The organism is Citrobacter sp. wls706 (genome assembly GCF_005281305.1).
GTDB classification, from domain to species: Bacteria; Pseudomonadota; Gammaproteobacteria; order Enterobacterales; family Enterobacteriaceae; genus Citrobacter; species Citrobacter werkmanii.
Genome location: NZ_SZXG01000030.1, coordinates 254,786 through 273,283, shown reverse-complemented (window position 1 = coordinate 273,283; position 18,498 = coordinate 254,786). Strand labels below are relative to the sequence as shown.

20 protein-coding genes are annotated in these 18,498 nt (G+C 48.2%); 9 read left to right on the top strand and 11 right to left on the bottom strand.

Going from position 1 to position 18,498, the window contains the following annotated elements:
• Positions 1-54: 54 nt before the first annotated feature.
• Complete coding sequence (ychF, locus tag FDW92_RS09225; protein WP_042307933.1) at positions 55-1,149, top strand: redox-regulated ATPase YchF; 1,095 nt, start codon at positions 55-57, stop codon at positions 1,147-1,149.
• 90 nt (positions 1,150-1,239) lie between these two features.
• On the opposite strand, the gene FDW92_RS09220 is transcribed toward ychF, so the two are convergent.
• The 5 genes from FDW92_RS09220 to ycgZ all read right to left on the bottom strand — a co-directional run bounded on the left by FDW92_RS09220 (position 1,240) and on the right by ycgZ (position 3,013).
• On the bottom strand, positions 1,240-1,788 hold the full coding sequence (locus FDW92_RS09220; RefSeq protein ID WP_227255169.1) for a LuxR C-terminal-related transcriptional regulator: 549 nt from the start codon (positions 1,786-1,788) through the stop codon (positions 1,240-1,242).
• Positions 1,742-2,035 (bottom strand): hypothetical protein, encoded by a 294-nt coding sequence (locus FDW92_RS09215; protein WP_042307929.1) that lies wholly within the window; start codon positions 2,033-2,035, stop codon positions 1,742-1,744. The genes FDW92_RS09220 and FDW92_RS09215 overlap by 47 nt, the downstream gene beginning before the upstream one ends.
• Before the next feature lie 122 nt (positions 2,036-2,157).
• Positions 2,158-2,424 carry a biofilm/acid-resistance regulator YmgB/AriR gene (locus FDW92_RS09210; RefSeq protein WP_042307927.1) on the bottom strand — a complete coding sequence of 89 codons (267 nt, stop codon included), beginning with the start codon at positions 2,422-2,424 and terminating at the stop codon, positions 2,158-2,160.
• A gap of 34 nt (positions 2,425-2,458) precedes the next feature.
• Complete coding sequence (locus FDW92_RS09205) at positions 2,459-2,731, bottom strand: hypothetical protein (protein ID WP_042307926.1); 273 nt, start codon at positions 2,729-2,731, stop codon at positions 2,459-2,461.
• A gap of 45 nt (positions 2,732-2,776) precedes the next feature.
• Positions 2,777-3,013, bottom strand: coding sequence for a regulatory protein YcgZ (gene ycgZ / locus FDW92_RS09200; RefSeq protein WP_042307924.1), 237 nt, complete (start codon positions 3,011-3,013; stop codon positions 2,777-2,779).
• A 311-nt stretch (positions 3,014-3,324) separates the two neighbouring features.
• On the opposite strand from ycgZ, the gene FDW92_RS09195 reads away from it, so the two are divergent.
• The 3 genes from FDW92_RS09195 to FDW92_RS09185 all read left to right on the top strand — a co-directional run bounded on the left by FDW92_RS09195 (position 3,325) and on the right by FDW92_RS09185 (position 7,094).
• Positions 3,325-4,536: a diguanylate phosphodiesterase gene (locus tag FDW92_RS09195; RefSeq protein ID WP_042307923.1), complete on the top strand. Its 1,212-nt coding sequence runs from the start codon at positions 3,325-3,327 to the stop codon at positions 4,534-4,536.
• Positions 4,537-4,757: 221 nt separating this feature from the next.
• Entirely contained in the window at positions 4,758-5,489 is a 732-nt protein-coding gene (locus FDW92_RS09190; protein ID WP_042307920.1) for a MerR family transcriptional regulator, read from the top strand.
• A 330-nt stretch (positions 5,490-5,819) separates the two neighbouring features.
• Entirely contained in the window at positions 5,820-7,094 is a 1,275-nt protein-coding gene (locus FDW92_RS09185; protein ID WP_042307917.1) for a Glu/Leu/Phe/Val dehydrogenase, read from the top strand.
• 48 nt (positions 7,095-7,142) lie between these two features.
• Here the strand turns inward: FDW92_RS09185 and FDW92_RS09180 are convergent, their stop codons facing one another.
• The 6 genes from FDW92_RS09180 to FDW92_RS09155 are packed head-to-tail and all read right to left on the bottom strand — an operon-like array spanning position 7,143 to position 13,142.
• Positions 7,143-7,838: a helix-turn-helix transcriptional regulator gene (locus FDW92_RS09180; RefSeq protein ID WP_042307915.1), complete on the bottom strand. Its 696-nt coding sequence runs from the start codon at positions 7,836-7,838 to the stop codon at positions 7,143-7,145.
• 18 nt (positions 7,839-7,856) lie between these two features.
• Positions 7,857-8,372 (bottom strand): fimbrial protein, encoded by a 516-nt coding sequence (locus tag FDW92_RS09175; RefSeq protein WP_042307914.1) that lies wholly within the window; start codon positions 8,370-8,372, stop codon positions 7,857-7,859.
• A gap of 13 nt (positions 8,373-8,385) precedes the next feature.
• Positions 8,386-9,315 carry a fimbrial protein gene (locus FDW92_RS09170; RefSeq protein WP_042307912.1) on the bottom strand — a complete coding sequence of 310 codons (930 nt, stop codon included), beginning with the start codon at positions 9,313-9,315 and terminating at the stop codon, positions 8,386-8,388.
• A 27-nt stretch (positions 9,316-9,342) separates the two neighbouring features.
• Positions 9,343-11,853, bottom strand: coding sequence for a fimbria/pilus outer membrane usher protein (locus FDW92_RS09165; protein WP_042308009.1), 2,511 nt, complete (start codon positions 11,851-11,853; stop codon positions 9,343-9,345).
• Between the two features lie 29 nt (positions 11,854-11,882).
• Complete coding sequence (locus tag FDW92_RS09160; RefSeq protein ID WP_042307910.1) at positions 11,883-12,560, bottom strand: fimbria/pilus periplasmic chaperone; 678 nt, start codon at positions 12,558-12,560, stop codon at positions 11,883-11,885.
• Between the two features lie 51 nt (positions 12,561-12,611).
• Complete coding sequence (locus FDW92_RS09155) at positions 12,612-13,142, bottom strand: fimbrial protein (protein ID WP_042307908.1); 531 nt, start codon at positions 13,140-13,142, stop codon at positions 12,612-12,614.
• Positions 13,143-13,499: 357 nt separating this feature from the next.
• Here FDW92_RS09155 and FDW92_RS09150 point away from each other — a divergent pair, with 357 nt between their 5' ends.
• From FDW92_RS09150 to dhaM, 5 genes are all read left to right on the top strand, one after another.
• A complete protein-coding gene (locus tag FDW92_RS09150) occupies positions 13,500-14,162 on the top strand; it encodes a winged helix-turn-helix transcriptional regulator (RefSeq protein ID WP_042307907.1) in 663 nt (220 codons plus the stop codon).
• A gap of 39 nt (positions 14,163-14,201) precedes the next feature.
• Positions 14,202-14,852: a winged helix-turn-helix transcriptional regulator gene (locus FDW92_RS09145; protein ID WP_227255168.1), complete on the top strand. Its 651-nt coding sequence runs from the start codon at positions 14,202-14,204 to the stop codon at positions 14,850-14,852.
• A gap of 323 nt (positions 14,853-15,175) precedes the next feature.
• On the top strand, positions 15,176-16,246 hold the full coding sequence (gene dhaK, locus FDW92_RS09140) for a dihydroxyacetone kinase subunit DhaK (protein ID WP_042307903.1): 1,071 nt from the start codon (positions 15,176-15,178) through the stop codon (positions 16,244-16,246).
• A gap of 11 nt (positions 16,247-16,257) precedes the next feature.
• Positions 16,258-16,890: a dihydroxyacetone kinase subunit DhaL gene (gene dhaL / locus FDW92_RS09135; protein ID WP_042307902.1), complete on the top strand. Its 633-nt coding sequence runs from the start codon at positions 16,258-16,260 to the stop codon at positions 16,888-16,890.
• A gap of 10 nt (positions 16,891-16,900) precedes the next feature.
• Complete coding sequence (gene dhaM, locus FDW92_RS09130) at positions 16,901-18,331, top strand: dihydroxyacetone kinase phosphoryl donor subunit DhaM (protein WP_042307901.1); 1,431 nt, start codon at positions 16,901-16,903, stop codon at positions 18,329-18,331.
• Positions 18,332-18,498: the final 167 nt, after the last annotated feature.

Here is an 18,498-nt window from a genome sequence, read left to right as displayed (position 1 = left end):
TACAATCTGTTTTCTATAACAGATTGAATATCAAAAGATTAAGGTGATTTAAACATGGGATTCAAATGCGGTATCGTCGGTTTGCCAAACGTAGGCAAATCCACCCTGTTCAACGCGCTCACAAAAGCGGGTATTGAAGCGGCAAACTTCCCGTTCTGTACTATCGAGCCGAACACGGGTGTTGTCCCGATGCCCGATCCGCGTCTGGATCAGCTGGCCGAAATCGTCAAACCGCAGCGTATCCTGCCGACCACGATGGAATTCGTTGATATCGCGGGCCTGGTAAAAGGCGCCTCCAAAGGTGAAGGTCTGGGTAACCAGTTCCTGACTAACATCCGCGAGACCGAAGCGATCGGCCACGTGGTGCGCTGCTTCGAAAACGACAACATCATCCACGTTAATAACAAAGTGGATCCGGCTGACGATATCGATGTTATCAATACCGAACTGGCGCTGTCCGATCTGGATACCTGTGAACGCGCTATTCACCGCGTACAGAAGAAAGCCAAAGGCGGCGACAAAGACGCTAAAGCAGAACTGGCTGCCCTGGAAAAATGTCTGCCACAGTTGGAAAACGCTGGCATGCTGCGCGCGTTGAAAAATCTGACTGACGAAGATAAAGCGGCCATCAAATACCTGAGCTTCCTGACGCTGAAGCCGACCATGTATATCGCCAACGTCAACGAAGACGGTTTTGAAAATAACCCGTACCTCGACAAGGTGCGTGAAATCGCCGCTGCCGAAGGTTCCGTGGTGGTAGCTGTTTGCGCCGCCGTTGAAGCCGACATCGCTGAGCTGGACGACGCCGAACGTGAAGAGTTCATGGCCGAGCTGGGTCTGGAAGAGCCGGGGCTAAACCGCGTGATCCGCGCAGGCTATGAGCTGCTGAATCTGCAGACCTACTTCACCGCGGGCGTGAAAGAAGTACGTGCATGGACCATCCCTGTCGGCGCTACCGCTCCGCAGGCGGCAGGTAAAATCCACACCGATTTCGAGAAAGGATTCATCCGTGCACAGACTATCGCATTTGAAGACTTCATCACCTACAAAGGTGAGCAAGGCGCGAAAGAAGCCGGTAAGATGCGTGCGGAAGGGAAAGATTACATCGTGAAAGATGGAGATGTGATGAACTTCCTGTTCAACGTCTAATTCACGTTTAACTCTGTAATTCCAAAATCCACGCCACGGCGTGGATTTTTCATTTTATGGATTTTTTAGAGTTCACATCCTGTGATTTACTCAGGCATGTTTCAGCCAGTTCCTGAATATTGGGGTTTGCAGTATTCCCTGAAAATCAATCAACCCCGAACAGCCAAGTTTCTTGATCAGATTTTGCCTGCTCAGGTAAATCGTTTTTAAGTGCAGGTTCAGCAAGCCAGAAATTTCAGAAATAGTCCGCCCTTCCCCTAATTGCGTTAAGATAAATTTATCCCGTTCAGTCAGGACGATATTTATTTCAGATTGCTGGTCGTGTTCAGTATCAATGCTGATAATTTCAGCGATAAATTTTTTGATTGAGGCTACGCCACTGTCTACAGGAAGTCTGTAGAACGAAAGTTCATTGAGATACTGATACAGATGACCATCAATCAGAAGCACCAGCCGATGCGTCCTGAGATCATAGTTTTGCTTTTTGACAGTGTTGAAGTAGTTAATCGTAAAGAATACAAGACGCACGTTCTTATCTTTATATTCTATATCAGCGAGAATAATCTCCAGGCCTTGTCTGATATAGACATCATCAATCCACAATTCTGCATGTCTGGCGTGTTCCTGAACTGTATTCATTATTTATGACCTCTAAAAAATCACAATTAATCTGACGGGGTTCAGAACGAATACCTGGTTGAAGGTGACGCATAATCTGCATATAGAGATCGGTTAATATAGCATTCTTCTCATTCTTCAGCTGTACACTAAGTGCCTGAACAAGAATGTCATCACTGACATAACCCATTTTCAACATCACATTGCGCTCTAAATTCTTGTATAAAGCGCACTGGAAAATATAATTTTCCGGAATTGAATTAATCATATCAAGCCCATAATAATGCAGTCTAAGAATGAGAAGATGCTATGTGTAGTCTTAATTTAAAGTATGCGAATACTCAGCATATACTATGGATGCTGGAGCTTCATGATTATAAAATTATTTTATTAGACGTCGTCAGCGGTATAGCGCAACACTATTTCCAGTGTTTTCCTGATGATATCAGCCTGAACAACATCGGTTGTCGATTCCAGTGAAGCGATCAGGCTTAAAATGATATTTTTATTATTAACATTATCACCAGCTAAAATCACATTTGTTACTGCCTGTCCCAATACAACGGATTCATCTGCTAATAGCTCACCGGCATTACGGAAGTAACTCGACAAAGCCTTATCTACTATTGCTCTGTGAACATTCATTTCCTGAAGCATAGTCACCTCGCTTGTATAGTATGGAAAATGGTCTCTAATGTAATTTAGGCTTTTTACTGCCACTGAATACACTCTCATCACCAGTTCTTTCCGGTTTGGGGTTCATCCTTGCCGGATTAGAATCTGTGAAATCATGAATTATGCTGTCAATAAGATGTCTACGCCCGGCATCCGCTTCACTCACCTTCATAAGACGTAATTGCTTAATCAATGCGGGTAGTGATATTGCCGTGTTCATGCGCAAAATCTGTATAACAGCTAAACCTGTAATTTCGTGTTTCAAGCGTTCATGGTCAGTTTTCTTCATAACTACTTCACTACTTTCCCCATTTAGATGTTTTAGGGCATCCCTTTATTCGAAGAGCAGGCCGATTAAGGCATTGTAATGCTTCTGTTCATCCTCTCCGGATGCTTTTTCAAGACGGTTCAGAAGCTTGGCACAGAGTGACTTTCGGCTCAGGTTACGTCCATCTTTCAATATCTCAGTGACGATCTCTCCCAATGTTTCCTGCTGTGTAGGAAGATGCGCTTTTGCAAAGTAACGAGAGATTGCGTGTGCGGAATCAGTGAGAACTCTGTGCTGCTGCATATGTTGCTCCTGTAACAAAATGCTGGTGAGTATTAAGTTTTATAACAGTAGCAAAGTTGTACCAAAAATGTGTACATAGAGATAAGGCAAATTTTAACATAAAGTGCTATACCTTATTTATCAATATGTTACAAAGAAAAAGAGAAACACGATATCTCCACCCATTGTACAACCTCTATGAACCAGGGCAGTTACGATTTTTGTTGAACCTTATTATGTAAAATTACAGTTAAAATAATGTATTGAAAATCAGGACATAACCGCGTTTGTCTGATACTGTCCTCACCTCATCCCTTAATCCCGGACTTTCCATGCTCACGACCATTATTTACCGTAGCCATCTACGTGATGACGCCCCCCTCTATGCGATTGAGGATATGGTGGTGGCCGCAAATCTGAAAAACAGGCGATCTGATGTTACGGGGATCTTGCTCTTTAACGGTCGGCATTTTTTCCAACTACTTGAAGGCCCAGAGGAGCAGGTGAAGGAGATTTATCGTTGTATTTGTAACGACCCACGGCACTACAATATTGTCGAACTGATGTGCGATTATGCCCCAGCGCGCCGGTTCGGGAAGGTCGGGATGGAGTTATTTGATTTACAAAAACATGAACGGGCTGAGGTCTTACAAGCTGTACTGAATCAGGGAACGTCAAAATTCCAGCTCACGTATGATGACCGGGCATTGCAGTTTTTCCGGACATTCGTACTGGCGACAGAAAAATCGACTTATTTCGAAATCCCTGCTGCCAATTTCTGGGATTTTATTACTGATAATAGTGGTACCACCCTTAATAAAGCAGAGCTTGCGTCAAATACCGACTACACCTTTGCCTTTCAACCAATTATCGATCCTCTCTCACAACGCGTTATCGCTCTGGAAGCGCTGATTCGTGGTAAAGATGGGGAAACTCCGGCAGCGTACTTTGACAAATTAAGCACGGAAGAGATGTACACAGCGGATCTGGAAAGTAAAAAGACGGCATTTGCCATGGCCAGCGCGCTGAACCTTGGTGAAAAAATGTTGTCAGTCAACCTGTTACCCATGACGCTGGTGAACAGACCCGACGCTGTTAACTTTCTGATTCATGAAATAGCCGCAAATGGGCTGGTCCCTGAACAAATCATCGTGGAATTTACCGAGAGCGAAGTCATCTCACGCTTTGATGCTTTTGCACAGGCGGTAAAATCACTTAAAGCATCGGGGATTTGTGTGGCAGTTGATCATTTCGGCGCGGGTTATGCCGGGCTATTGCTCCTGTCTCGTTTCCAGCCGGACAGAATAAAGATAAGCCGTGAACTCATTGCAGATGTCCATAAAAGTGGCCCGAGGCAAGCTATCATTCAGGCGATCATTAAATGCTGTACTTCACTTGAGATTCAACTTTCCGCCGTTGGCATTGAAAAACCCGAAGAATGGATGTGGCTTGAATCCGCCGGGATCGAGCTTTTCCAGGGTAACTTATTTGCAGCAGCCTTGCTGAATGGTACCCCTTCAGTAGCATGGCCTGAGAAAAAATAAACTCGCTTAGAGTAAGCTGTAACTTAATGACATTATGAAAAAATTTTGTTACCCCGCTCCGCTATTTGATGTTGAATGCAGTAAGATTCTCACGCGTGATAGTAAAGTAAATCTTAATTTTGCTAGAATGCTCTGTATGTTTTGTACAATTTTATGCATGTTGTACAAAGTGACAGGAACCGCATATCGGTGACGGAGAATCAGGCGTGTTGGGGGGAACTATGGCTTATTACAGCATTGGCGACGTCGCAGAGCGTTGCGGGATAAATCCTGTGACCCTTCGGGCATGGCAACGACGCTACGGTTTACTCAAACCTCAACGAAGTGAAGGCGGCCATCGACTCTTTGATGAAGAGGATATTCAACGTATTGAAGAAATCAAACGTTGGATTAGCAATGGTACGCCTGTTGGGAAAGTTAAAGCATTACTGGAAACCAGTACCCGTGAAACTGACGATGACTGGAATCAGCTGCAGGAAGAGATGATGAGCATTCTGCGGATGGCGCATCCGCCGAAACTGCGGGCCAAAATGCTCTCTCTTGGCCGCGCGTATCCGGTAGATGCGTTGATTGACCGAGTCTATCTCCCTGTACGTCAGCGGCTCATACTTGATCATAATACCTCTCGCATAATGAACAGTATGCTTGACGGCGCGCTGATTGAATATGTTGCGGTACTCCTGTCGGAAACGCGTCGCAAGTCAGGGAAAGATGCCATTCTGATGGCCTGGGATGTTGAAGACAGAACCCGCTTATGGCTGGAGGCCTGGCGCTTATCGCAATCCGGGTGGCATATCGCCATTCTTGCAGAACCTATTGAAACACCACGTCCTGAGCTATTCCCCGGACAAACACTTTTTGTCTGGACCGGTACGACGCCAACCAGAAGACAAAATGAACTGCTGCAACACTGGAATGAGCAAGGATACAAAGTCATTTTCCACGGGCCTTGACCCGACAGACGCCCAGCTCGACGCAATAAAGCAAATACATTTTATTATCATATTGTTTACTTTTAGAGGTGCGTCATAAATCTGACAAAATGTGTTTTTTGCAAAACCCGCATATCAAATCACCCATACCGCAATAAAAACCGCAAAATAGTTAAAGAAAAGCATAATTATTCATTTTCCAGATAAAGCCCATACTATCCATACCGATAAGCCGTGTTGGCTGGACAGGCCACCTGTCGAAAAAAATGTTAAATTTAGGTTTATATGGTGAGATTCACTGTATACCACGGCCAAATTAAGAACATATTACTTTTATAACTAAGGTTTATCATGGATAAGTTATCTTACGCTTCAGATAGCAGCACATCTGCCTGGAATACCTACCTGCAACAAATCGAGCGTGTGGCCCCTTACCTGGGCGAACTTTCCCATTGGGTGGATACCCTGCGTCACCCAAAACGCGCATTGATTGTCGATATCCCGGTACAAATGGATGACGGGACTATCCGTCATTTTGAAGGGTATCGTGTGCAACATAACCTTTCGCGCGGTCCGGGCAAAGGTGGTGTGCGTTTTCATCCTGATGTTGATCTTAATGAAGTGATGGCCCTGTCCGCATGGATGACCATCAAATGCGCGGCATTGAATCTGCCGTACGGCGGTGCCAAAGGGGGTGTGCGCGTCGATCCGTTTTCACTGTCTGAGGGCGAACTGGAGCGTTTGACCCGTCGCTATACCAGCGAAATCGGCATTATTATAGGACCGCAGAAAGACATACCTGCGCCGGATGTGGGTACAAACGGTAAAGTGATGGCCTGGATGATGGATACCTATTCCATGAACCACGGCACCACCGTGACCAGTGTTGTCACCGGTAAACCTATTCACCTTGGCGGCTCGTTAGGCCGTGATAAAGCCACCGGTCGCGGCGTTTTTGTCAGCGGTCTGGAAGTGGCTCGTCGTGCTAATATCGAAGTTGAAGGCGCTCGTGTTGCAGTGCAAGGTTTTGGTAACGTCGGCAGTGAAGCCGCCCGTCTTTTCGCGGCAGCAGGCGCACGTGTCGTTGCTATTCAGGATCACACCGCGACGCTGTTTAACGCTACCGGTATCGACATGTCCGCGCTGTCAGCCTGGCAACTGGAACACAAGCAGATTGCAGGTTTCCCGGGAGCTGAAACCATCGCCAGCGAGGCGTTCTGGAGCCTGGAGATGGACATACTGATCCCTGCAGCGCTCGAAGGTCAGATCACGCGTCACCGCGCTGAAACGCTAACCTGTAAACTAGTACTCGAAGGCGCCAACGGTCCAACCTATCCTGATGCAGATGATGTTCTGGCTAGCCGTGGTATTGTGGTTGTACCTGACGTGGTTTGTAACGCTGGGGGCGTTACCGTCAGCTACTTCGAATGGGTTCAGGACATGGCAAGCTTCTTCTGGAGCGAAGAAGAGATCAACCAACGCATGGATAAAATCATGACCGATGCGATGGTACACGTATGGGAAAAAGCGGCCGAGAAATCCTGCTCTCTGCGTACCGCCGCCTATATTGTTGCCTGCGAGCGTATTTTGTTGGCACGTAAAGATCGCGGAATTTATCCGGGCTAAGACCCTGAGTAATCTTGAGCATAAGCCACCTGCTAAGCAGGTGGCTTCCTATCTGCTGCTCACCGGGAGCATGTACAATTCTGCATCAGGTGCAATTGGCCGTGTTATTGTTTCTTCACTCGCTGCTGGTATCTCCGCGCTGAACACCCTCTTTTCCTGCGCAGCGATGAGGAATTGTAATAATTCGCAATCCGACCTCAACCTAAATTTATTCATTAAGGCTCGACGGTGCGCCAGCACAGTTTTCTGACAAATATGCATATGCAAACCAATTTGCTTTGATGTGAGCCCTGACAATAATAAACGAATTAACTGATGCTGCTGCGCTGTGAATGTTTTATGTGGGCAACCCAAGCAAGAGCGCCCCTTATTGGTAAAATTTGCATTTTTCACTAAGGACCAGTGATGTTTAATCACCGCCCCCATCTGACTGGCCGAAGTATCGTGTGGAATAAAAATAATATGGTTGATACATGAAGGCACTTCGCCACGCGCAGGAATATGCTCCCTGTCAATTAAACCCACAATAAGCCCTGGCGATCGTGTAAAGAACTCTGAATGGCAAAGATAATGTTCACCGGGGCTGAGCATTAAAATCATCACATCATCAGTTGCCCTATTTTTAGAGTCAAAATTGTGAATACTCAGCGTTTGCCTGCCCAATTCCAGTGAAAATATTTCTCTAAGTAATGCGATTAATCCCAATTTATACATATTGTCATCACAGCGGATGCTGATGTTCATTAAGGCGCCTGCTTTAGTTTATTGGTAGGTCATAGAAATAGTAATCGCAGAGTTGATGGTTCCAGGTGTTACCTGCCCTTGCTCACTATAAATTCTGGCGCGCAAACGCCATGTATAACGCTGATTGGAAATATTTGCAGTTAATGATTTTCCGTCGCCAAGGGGCACGCCATCGCTCGCCTGTAACTGGATTGCGACGGGTGAGGCGGTACCGGTATTCCGGTACATATCATTGGGATGGTCACTATCGGCGTTGCCGTTAAACAATACCGTAACGCGACTTGTCCCGGCAGGACACTGTTCAACACTTAACTCAAAAGCGACCCACGGCGTGGTCGAACTCGCGGTGTATAACGATGAAGCGGTAACAGATTGCCCAGGCGTTAAATCAACAGTTTTGGTCACACTGTCACTGCTCACCTGACAGGGCGCAGTTTTGACATTGCCGTTGATATTGAGCGTCACCGGATCGCCTATGCCCCATGCCGGTGATGCGAGTACCATCGCTATGGCCGTCCTTTTTCCAGGTAACATTCTTTATTCCCTGTTATTGGTAAGTAATATTCAGCGTCGCGGTTGCATTGGCGCTTCCCGGTCTGACGACCGACCTGGTCTGGTAGTAACGCGCCACCAGCGGAAATGTTTCCTGCCCGCCCGCTGAACGCTTCAACACAATGCGATTATTCAGTTGCAACGGAACGTTGTTATAAAGCATTTGTATCCCTACCCCGTCTGCAGTTCCCGGCGTTCCCTGACCGTTCAGCGCCAACACGCTCGTATCGCCTGTCACATCGGGGTTTTGCGTACCCATGAGTTCCACGTTAATGTTGGCGGACGCATCACAGTTAAGTCCAAGGTTCTGGCTATCGCTACGCGGCGGATTAAACCCCGATTGGTTAGAGAATTCACCGGCATTAATGTCGCCAAGGTTAAAATTCAGCGTCTGGCTGGAAACAGAGCATGCTAATACCGTTACCTGAGTATTTGCATCGAGGGAAATTTGCGTAAAGTAATTATCTGGTGTGACGAACCATCCCTGCATTATTACTCCCGGCGTTAAATATCCAGGGGTTATTTTCCCGGTTTTAATTAACATCACATCGTAAAAACCGAGATTATAAACGTAAGCCGTACCGTTGGATGGCAGCACAAAGCTACCAGGTGAAACTGATACGCGTATCCCCACACCATCGAGGTTAGTGTTAAATACATTATTTATTGGCGAGTTTGTTGCCGATAAGTAATTAAACGTATAACCGCCACTGCATGACGTTGGCTTGTCGGGAGCATCCACTTCAAGCTTTGCATACCCGGAAAGTCTGGCCCGCGCAATTTCGCTACCTACCGGCGCATCGCGTTGCACGAGAATATTGCCCATGGTAACAGTGCCAAATAGCGTCGCATTGACGGAACAATTATCAGCATAGCTTAAACCGGGGAGTAACAATAAAATACACAGAACGTAAATTCGGTTCATCTTAATAGACTCAATAAATAAAGTGAGTTACCGACACAGACTGTCAGTCACGGTAATACCACGATAATTTTCTTCGCTGTTCAGAGTATATTTAGCCGTACAGTGCTGTTGGTTGTCATTGCCCCAGACAACGTCCAGTATGCTTTGTGGCTGCATGCCGCTTAAATAAACCTGGCCGTCATCCCCTACAATGAAGCTTTGCCCCTGAACACCTCTGACCGTCACCATCGCACCAAATGGCACAGGCTTTCCGTTATCACGGCGTAACGTGAGCAATACACGCAATCCTACATTGGCCACAAAATCTGTGCGAACTATCGCGCCACGTGTCGGCACCACGGTTTTATTAGTCAGTTCCAGCTCAACGTCATCTGCTACAGTTGCCGTCTCCAGTCCGATATCATTTTTGCGATAGGGAGAGACGTTACTGGCAACGGTGTATCCACGAAAATCAGTGCGTACGCCACTTTGGTTTTTTATACCGACATTCGCAGCGCCCGGCGCTTTAATCAAGACGTTGGTTTCACCCAATGGCTGTGAAAATGTGACACCATCCGCGTGGGCGAGTACGCCCCCCGCTAGCGAATAATTCACCCGTTGCAGGTTGCGATCGTAACTGTAACCCCCGCTGACTTCAGCGTACCCGCCTTTATAATCAGCGTTCAGGCTGCCGGTATAACCAGCATCCTCAGAACCATAACCCTGCCGAATACTCCAGTTCAGAGCATTTCCCTCCAGCGCCATCCCGCTCAAGCCGACGCTGTGCGTTGTCCCGCTGTTACGACTGGTATTCATGCTATAGCTGGCCCAGGAATTGTTCGAAAAGCATTCCAGTGGAAGGCTAATATTCAGTGCCACCAAACGCTCGCTGTCGTAGCGAGCATTGCTGCCCGAATAACCGTTTTTACTCTGCGTCCAGCCAATCCCATAGCTTATTCCGTGCCAGGTGTTGTTATAACTCAGGCTCCATGACTGCAATGGTTTTGCGTAATGCCAGTAATCTTCCCGCACCGCGCTGAGCGAAAGGGAGCCACCTGACGCCCCCAGAGACTGGTTGATGGTCGCCTCCATGCGATTACGGCGTTTCTCTATCGATGAGCTGCTGGTCCCATAAGAATCAAACGTGTCTTGCATCCTGGAATAGCCAGCCGTTGAATAACGATACCCGGCAATCGAAAAGTTTGTCCCGGTTACCACGCTGTTTTTGCTGTAACGAATGCGCCAGGATTGTCCCTGCTGTTGCCACGTATTCTGTGGCTGGGACCAGGACTGGCTAACATCAGCCGAAACCGCCCCCACCACGCCAAGATTTTTCCCGATACCTACTGCAACAGAACGATAATTATCTGCCCCCTGGACGCCGCCATAAGCCGTGAATCCTGCCGGCAAACCATAAATTAGCGTTCCCTGAACAAAGGATGTCTGCTCAACCCGACTGTCATATGAGCGATAACGCCCAGCGGTCAATGCATATTTAAGACGCCCTTCCCGCTGCAGTACGGGCAATGAAGCAAACGGAACGGTAAAATGTTGTTCATTACCGTCTGCTTCTTTGATACTCACGTCGAGATCGCCCGCGCCTCCTGTCGGGTACATATCGGTTATTTCAAACGCACCTGGGGAGACGTAGTTTTGATAAATTTGATAACCATTTTGTCGAATGATCACCTGCGCGTTTGTACGGGCGATTCCTCGCACCACCGGCGCATAGCCTTTCAGCGAATCTGGGATCATCTCATCATCAGAGGCAAGCTGGCCGCCGCGAAAAGGAATACTGTCAAAAACGTCGGCTGGCGAAGAACTGTCGCCCAGCACCAGTTGCGCTTTCAGCGGAATAATATTGCGCTGTACGTAGCTATAGACGGTGTCCCAGTGAGCATTTCCCTGGCTGTCTTTATTCCAGGTGCTGTAGTTACGTAACCGCCATGGGCCAATGTTAATTCCCGGACGCAGGTTAACGTACTGACTGTTGCTGTTGTTTCCTGTGTCTTTTGTCCGGCTGTTATCCCCACTGAGACTGTAATTGAGCATCATGGCTGTAATACCTTCATCCCACTGTTCTGGCGCAACATAACCGCGCGCCGGTGAAGAAAGCGCGGCCTGCGGAATACTCAATAACAACTTCTGGGAAGAAAATAACAGTTCGCTGGAAGCCTGAGGAATAGCGGATAGATCAGCGCAATTCTCGTTCCTGACAAGCCCTGGATATAACGCTGTCTTCACACCGTAGCCCTCCAATAACTCTGTAGAAAGACACGGTTCCAGCATTCCCCCTTCCCGTCTGGTAAACACTACATCACGGGTATCAACATTCTCTCCATTAAGAAGAATATCAACATGATATGTTCCTTCCGCCTGTTGTCCTGTCTCAAAGCCGGAAAGATCAACATCGCCATTTGTGGATCCTGTACGCTCCAGCAACGCAGGGTTAAAATACTCACGACCTTTTACTTCATTAAGTACATTGGCGACGGTTAAAAAAATACACAGCAACAATCGGACCGGAGGCGGATTAGATATCATTTTGGCTATCATCATTGACATAATCTTCCCGTCCGGACTGAGTTTTAGAGTGAAGCGTGATACACCTCACTTATTCCGCCGTAATCATTAATAATTCTGTAGGTTATTACTCCACCGGTAATACCTGTCGGTAGTGCGAAACTCGCGCTGCGTCCGGGCGCGACAAACGTGACGTCTTCGATTCTTTTACCTGCCACGGTAATTTCATTAAAATTAATAAAGTATGCGGATGGGTTCGTCACCTGAATATATTTACCGTTCGATTTCCAGTGTAGTTTTTCTACCTGCGCATCTGGTGTTGACTGGGTTAATCCTGGCGGCCTGTAGATCAGTTTTATTCGCGTTTTGATAGCTATTTGTAATGTATTATCTTTACGTTCAGCCGACGGTATCGATTTAATATTGAGCCAGAACAGAGATTCTTTATCTTCTGGCAAATTACCTGCGCGAATAATGCGCATTACGTTTCGCTGTCCTTTATCCAACCGATAAAGCGGTGGAGTAATGATAAACGGTGCTTTTGCCACGTCGTTGCTTTGCGTTTCAATCCACGATTGAATTAAGTAAGGAACCGCATCAGGGTTATTAACGCTCAGCGAAGCCTCTTTCTTTCCGCCATCGTAAATGACTCGGGTACCACCGATTGAAACACCCGCATGCGCAGTAGTAATACCGATCGCCACAACAACCAGGGGCAACATACAAAAACGTAATACTCTCATCATAAACCTCTGAAAGGGCCGTTTGCCGGCCCTTAAAACTGCACAGGTAAATCAGTTGTAGTTAACAGTGAAATTAGCCACCGCGTTAGCCGCGCCAGGAAGAACAGGCACAACGGTTGCCACATAGGCGGCATAGAAATCCAGATTATTATCCGCGGTACTGGATAACATGTAGGTATAACCGTTGTCCTGATTAAGTCCCAAGTTCATACTGTCTGCCGTCTTAAGACGTATTGCCACGCCGCTTGCCGCCCCGGAACCTTGAGTGATGGCCAACAAGCTACTGTCATTACCGTCATGTGCACCGTCAAATTTCACCTTTGCTGCGGCCACGCTGGCCGGGCAATCTTTCAGCCGTAGCGTAAACTTTGTGGTGGATGCTTCATCGCCAGTACTGGCGAATGCTGTTTTAGAGACACGTCCCAGGTCGACCATCAACGTATTGCTACTACCAATATCAACGGTACAGGCCGAATCGAGGATTTCACCATTAAAAATAACCGTACCATCATAGGCCATTACGTTTGAGGCCATGAGAATGGCCGCAGCAGACAACGTCTTCGCTATCACATTCTTATTCATAATTGCTTTCCTTAACTTTTATTTATAGTGCTGCATCGTTATTTACCCTGATGCAAATAACGCCCCATGCTTTATTATTGCCATCACTTTGAAAGCATTGAGAGAAATAACAATTAGCGCAAATTAACAAGGATTGGATTAGGCCTCCAGGTGAGGAAGGCCGATCCTTATTAGATGCTATTGCTCTTCTGCTTATGGGCAATTTTGATATAGATACACATATTTGCTCAAGTTATTTTTCGGTGTAATTTTACACCGTGCAATGGATTCCATTACCTTCCTCTCATTACCATAATTATTAAAACCAACAACATCTTATGTTGTTTTTAGCAGCATATTTATTGAGGAGGGCGACTTATGCCTGAAACAAAAATAATCATTGAATCAAGTATGTATCATGCCTTACCGATAAAGCCGGTGGAACACATAATAAATATTATTGAAAAACTAAAGCCAAACACCAACATTTATGAAACAAAATACAGACAAGTAATTAACTACAAGAGCAATAATTCTCATCAATGTTATTTGCTATTGAATGGCACGATTGCCATCTTCAGGCAACGCGACGGCTTTATGCTCAATTCTGAAGTCGCGCCATTTATCTTCGGGCTAAGCAATCAGCTTGCAGAATCGGAATATCTCTTTATGCGGTGTGAAGAGTGCTCAACCGTAGCGGTCATTCCTCTGGAAACAGCTAATGAGATTATTGCCAATGAGGATTTGTGGGAGAGTCTGTCCAGGTTACTCATTTATACGGCCGGGCGTGTTTATGACCATTGTACTCGCATTTCCGCCCCGACCTCTTACGATATTATTCGCTCACAACTTTATGAGTTGATGCGCGAATCTGACGAGTTTCGGCAGCACATTACCGCTGCAAACTATATTCAGAGCCGCACGTTTCTGTCACGGAGCAGTATCATGAAAATTCTGGCCGAATTAAAAAAAGGCGGTTATATCGTTACCGAGCGCGGCGTATTGAAACAAATACAGCAAAATATTCCCCTGAAGTATTAACGGTACGCTATGCTGCACAACGTAAACGAATGAAAATCTATGCGGGATAACCCCATCATGCCTTATGAATCGCCGATAAACCTGCTCAAACAACCCTCGCCCTATGCTCCGGAATTGTTGCGACAATTGGCAGAAGAATGCGAGTTCAGGCGCTACCCCAAAGGTAGCCGCTTTGTATTTATCCAATCTGGAGAACATATGTGTCAGTTTATCCGCCAGGGTACGGTAAGTATTGAAAACCTGGAGAATAATCTGGCCTTAGGCATCGCTTCTGCGCCAGTGTCTCTCGGCTTCACCAGTGCATTATCAGAGAAACTATTGCTCCGCGCCCTTGAGGAATGTGAAGTTGCGACTGTCCCGCTGGAAACCGTTATGGCACGCATTGAAGCAAAACAGCTTTGGGAGCTCATGGCCCGGCATATGATCATCGTGACAAATAAACTGTTTATTCAAAATGAGATGGTAGCGGCCCCCACCACTTATGATGTGCTGTGCTATCAACTACAGGCTCTGGCCAAAGAATCAGACAACATTCGCCAGCAGATTGCCGCCTACCAGTACATTCTGGACAGGACGCACCTTTCACGTAGTAGTGTGATGAAAATGCTCGCAGCCTTAAAAAAAGGGGGATATATCGAACTTGATCAAGGAAAACTGGTGGCGATCAACCACCTGCCTGCGCGGTTTTAACTTTCATCCTCCGCTTCCTGTTCGTTCACGCCCTTTATTCTGATGAAGCTGCCTGTCACCCCTTTCTGCGGCCCCTAAAACAAAAGGATGCCCAACGTCGCATTTTTGGCGAATTTCACGCCACATCGTTTCAATATGGAACATATTGAGGTGGCAATGTTTCGTATTGAAACGCTAACTCACACAATTTTTTTTTGCATACCTGTGTGCAAAATTACCTTATCGGCAGCGAGCGGTCGCCGTAGCGTTGTACAAACCGATACCCTACATCAGATGGCTGCAGAATTTTGGCAGCATCCAGGACTGTCTGCGGAGCATAAATAATGAAAAAATTGATTAACCGTGTTGAAGACGTACTGAATGAACAACTCGCCGGACTGGCGAAAGCTTACCCTTCCCTGGCCTTGCATCAGGACCCGGTCTATGTCACTCGCGCAGATGCGCCGGTGATGGGCAAAGTGGCACTACTCTCCGGCGGCGGCAGCGGACATGAACCAATGCACTGCGGTTATATTGGGCAGGGCATGCTCGCCGGGGCCTGCCCGGGTGAAATTTTTACCTCACCTACGCCGGATAAAATGTTCGAATGCGCCATGCAAATTGACGGCGGTGAAGGCGTCCTGCTGATCATCAAGAATTACACCGGTGACATTCTTAACTTCGAAACCGCCACCGAGTTGCTGCACGACAGCGGTATAAAAGTCACGACCATAGTGGTGGATGACGACGTCGCGGTGAAAGACAGTTTGTATACCGCCGGTCGTCGTGGCGTGGCGAATACCGTATTGATAGAAAAACTGGTCGGCGCGGCCGCCGAACGCGGTGACTCGCTGGAAGCCTGTGCGGCACTCGGGCGTCAACTGAATAACCAGGGGCACTCCATTGGGATCGCCATTGGTGCCTGTACCGTTCCGGCCGCCGGGCAACCGTCGTTCACGCTGCAGGATAACGAAATGGAATTTGGCGTGGGTATCCACGGGGAACCGGGCATTGACCGCCGAGCCTTCACGTCTCTCGACCAAACCGTAGATGAAATGTTCAACACGCTGCTGGAAAACGGCAACTATAGCCGCACGCTGCGTCATTGGGACAACGTCCAGGGCGCATGGCAGGAAGGCAAAGAAAGCAAACGGGCGTTGCAAAGCGGCGATCGCGTCATTGCGCTGGTCAATAATCTCGGTGCAACGCCGTTGTCAGAACTCTTCGGCGTGTATAACCGCCTCGAAAGCCGTTGCCAGGATGCGGGGATCGTCATTGAGCGCAACCTGATCGGTTCTTACTGCACCTCTCTGGATATGACCGGCTTCTCAATCACCCTGTTACAGGTGGATGACGAAACGCTGAATTTATGGGATGCACCGGTTCACACCCCTGCTCTCAACTGGGGTAAATAAGGAGATTCATGATGTCCCTCACCAGAACGCAAATTGTTAACTGGCTCTATCACTGCGGCGAAATATTCACTACCGAAAGTGATTTTCTCACCGGACTGGACCGGGAAATCGGCGATGCCGACCACGGTCTGAATATGCACCGTGGCTTTAGTAAAGTGGTCGAAAAACTGCCGTCCATCGCCGATAAAGACATCGGTTTTATTTTAAAAAATACCGGCATGGTATTGCTCTCAAGCGTTGGCGGAGCCAGCGGCCCGCTGTTCGGTACCTTTTTCATCCGCGCCGCCCAGGTCACTCAAGCCCACCAGAGCCTGACGCTGGACGAGTTGTATCAAATGATCCGCGATGGCGCAGAAGGCGTCATTAGCCGTGGTAAAGCTGAGCCTGGCGACAAAACCATGTGCGACGTCTGGCTACCGGTGGTCGAATCTTTACGTCAGTCCTGCGAGCAAAAGTTAAGCGTACAGGCAGCGCTGGAAGCTGCAAGCCAACAAGCGGAAGCTGCGGCGCAAAGCACCATCACCATGCAGGCACGCAAAGGCCGCGCCAGCTACCTTGGTGAACGCAGCATTGGCCATCAGGATCCTGGCGCAACGTCCGTCATGTTTATGATGCAAATGCTGGCTCAGGCGTCCAGAGAGTAAGGATAAAGCGATGGTAAACCTGGTTATTGTGTCTCACAGCGCCCAACTGGGCGAAGGCGTCGGCGCGTTAGCCCGACAAATGTTAATGGGCGATGGCTGCAAACTCGCTATTGCCGCAGGCATTGACGATCCCGAGAATCCGATTGGCACCGATCCTATTAAGGTGATGGAAGCCATCGAGTCCGTGGCTGATACGGATCACGTGTTAGTGATGATGGATATCGGCAGCGCGTTACTGAGTGCGGAAACCGCCCTTGAGCTGCTTGACCCTGGTATCGCCGCGAAAGTCCGTCTGTGCGCCGCCCCGCTGGTTGAAGGCACGCTGGCCGCGACGGTTAGCGCCGCTGCGGGTGCCGATATCGAGCGGGTCATCCGTGATGCCATGAACGCCCTCGACGCCAAATGTGAGCAACTGGGTTTACCTTCGCCCTCGGCAGCAAAGTCCACTTCTGCTGAACACTCCCCCGACACAGATGCCCGTTCGATTGCCATTGTGGTGAAAAACCCCAACGGCATCCACGTTCGTCCGGCCTCGCGACTGGTATCTACGCTGTCTGGCTTTAATGCCGAGATGTGGCTGGAGAAAAACGGCAAGTGCATCGTCCCTGATAGCCTCAATCAGATAGCCTTACTGCAGGTGCGTTGTAACGACACGCTGCGCCTGATTGCCAAAGGAGAACAGGCAGAAGATGCGCTGGCCGCATTCAAACAGCTGGCGGCAGAGAATTTTGGCGAATCGCTTGAGCCAACGCAGGCGAAAAACGCGGCGACTCAGGTCCCGTCACGAGCGACGGGGACGGTATTTTGTTACGCGCCATTCTCACCCGAAATAAGCCAGCAGCCTGCTGCATCATTGCAGACTGAGCAGCAGCGATTACAGGCCGCCATCCAGAGCACGCTGAACGATTTAAGCGAGCTAACCGCGCTTGCTGAAGAGAAGTATTCCGCCGATATCGCCGCGATCTTCTCCGGTCACCACACGCTGTTGGACGATCCTGAGCTGTTCGATATGGCCTGCGACGTAATGCGTGAAAAGCAGTGTAGCGCCGCCTGGGCCTGGCAGCAGGTGCTGAGCGAACTCAGCCAGCAGTATTTACAGCTCGATGATCCCTACTTACAAGCACGATACATCGACATTGAAGATTTACTGTCTCGTTCGCTGCAGCATTTGACTGGAGTGACGGCGCAAATCCCGACGTTCACCCGCCCGACAATCCTGGTCGCTGACGTCATTTATCCGTCTACGGTATTGCAACTCGATCCGCTGACCATCAAAGGGATCTGCCTGCGTGCCGGTAGCGAGGCTTCTCACCCGGCGATTATCGCCCATGAAATGGGACTTTGCTGGATGTGTCAGCAAGGGGAGACACTCGATAGCATAAAGATGGGAGATACCCTCACTCTTGACTGCGTGGCACATCGGATAACCCATACAGGTTAATGTCATCAGCACACCCTTCTCGACAGGGTGTGCATCTTCTGCGTTCGTAGGGAAATGTCTGTTTATTCGCAAAATGGGGAGCCGATCACGCGCAACGGTCGATCCTGAACTAAGGTTTTCTCATGGTAAATGCCGCTGCTTCGGCACGCCGCTAAGGAGATTAACCG

What these genes read in the sequence shown, in the direction of transcription:
- FDW92_RS09220 (WP_227255169.1), bottom strand. Translation starts at nt 1,788, where the DNA reads ATGAATACAGTTCAGGAACACGCCAGACATGCAGAATTGTGGATTGAT.
- FDW92_RS09210 (WP_042307927.1), bottom strand. Translation starts at nt 2,424, where the DNA reads ATGCTTCAGGAAATGAATGTTCACAGAGCAATAGTAGATAAGGCTTTG.
- FDW92_RS09170 (WP_042307912.1), bottom strand. Translation starts at nt 9,315, where the DNA reads ATGAACCGAATTTACGTTCTGTGTATTTTATTGTTACTCCCCGGTTTA.
- dhaL (WP_042307902.1), top strand. Translation starts at nt 16,258, where the DNA reads ATGTCCCTCACCAGAACGCAAATTGTTAACTGGCTCTATCACTGCGGC.
- FDW92_RS09205 (WP_042307926.1), bottom strand. Translation starts at nt 2,731, where the DNA reads ATGAAGAAAACTGACCATGAACGCTTGAAACACGAAATTACAGGTTTA.
- FDW92_RS09175 (WP_042307914.1), bottom strand. Translation starts at nt 8,372, where the DNA reads ATGTTACCTGGAAAAAGGACGGCCATAGCGATGGTACTCGCATCACCG.
- ycgZ (WP_042307924.1), bottom strand. Translation starts at nt 3,013, where the DNA reads ATGCAGCAGCACAGAGTTCTCACTGATTCCGCACACGCAATCTCTCGT.
- dhaM (WP_042307901.1), top strand. Translation starts at nt 16,901, where the DNA reads ATGGTAAACCTGGTTATTGTGTCTCACAGCGCCCAACTGGGCGAAGGC.
- FDW92_RS09195 (WP_042307923.1), top strand. Translation starts at nt 3,325, where the DNA reads ATGCTCACGACCATTATTTACCGTAGCCATCTACGTGATGACGCCCCC.
- FDW92_RS09165 (WP_042308009.1), bottom strand. Translation starts at nt 11,853, where the DNA reads ATGATGATAGCCAAAATGATATCTAATCCGCCTCCGGTCCGATTGTTG.
- dhaK (WP_042307903.1), top strand. Translation starts at nt 15,176, where the DNA reads ATGAAAAAATTGATTAACCGTGTTGAAGACGTACTGAATGAACAACTC.
- FDW92_RS09155 (WP_042307908.1), bottom strand. Translation starts at nt 13,142, where the DNA reads ATGAATAAGAATGTGATAGCGAAGACGTTGTCTGCTGCGGCCATTCTC.
- FDW92_RS09190 (WP_042307920.1), top strand. Translation starts at nt 4,758, where the DNA reads ATGGCTTATTACAGCATTGGCGACGTCGCAGAGCGTTGCGGGATAAAT.
- FDW92_RS09150 (WP_042307907.1), top strand. Translation starts at nt 13,500, where the DNA reads ATGCCTGAAACAAAAATAATCATTGAATCAAGTATGTATCATGCCTTA.
- FDW92_RS09180 (WP_042307915.1), bottom strand. Translation starts at nt 7,838, where the DNA reads ATGAACATCAGCATCCGCTGTGATGACAATATGTATAAATTGGGATTA.
- FDW92_RS09185 (WP_042307917.1), top strand. Translation starts at nt 5,820, where the DNA reads ATGGATAAGTTATCTTACGCTTCAGATAGCAGCACATCTGCCTGGAAT.
- FDW92_RS09215 (WP_042307929.1), bottom strand. Translation starts at nt 2,035, where the DNA reads ATGATTAATTCAATTCCGGAAAATTATATTTTCCAGTGCGCTTTATAC.
- ychF (WP_042307933.1), top strand. Translation starts at nt 55, where the DNA reads ATGGGATTCAAATGCGGTATCGTCGGTTTGCCAAACGTAGGCAAATCC.
- FDW92_RS09145 (WP_227255168.1), top strand. Translation starts at nt 14,202, where the DNA reads ATGCGGGATAACCCCATCATGCCTTATGAATCGCCGATAAACCTGCTC.
- FDW92_RS09160 (WP_042307910.1), bottom strand. Translation starts at nt 12,560, where the DNA reads ATGAGAGTATTACGTTTTTGTATGTTGCCCCTGGTTGTTGTGGCGATC.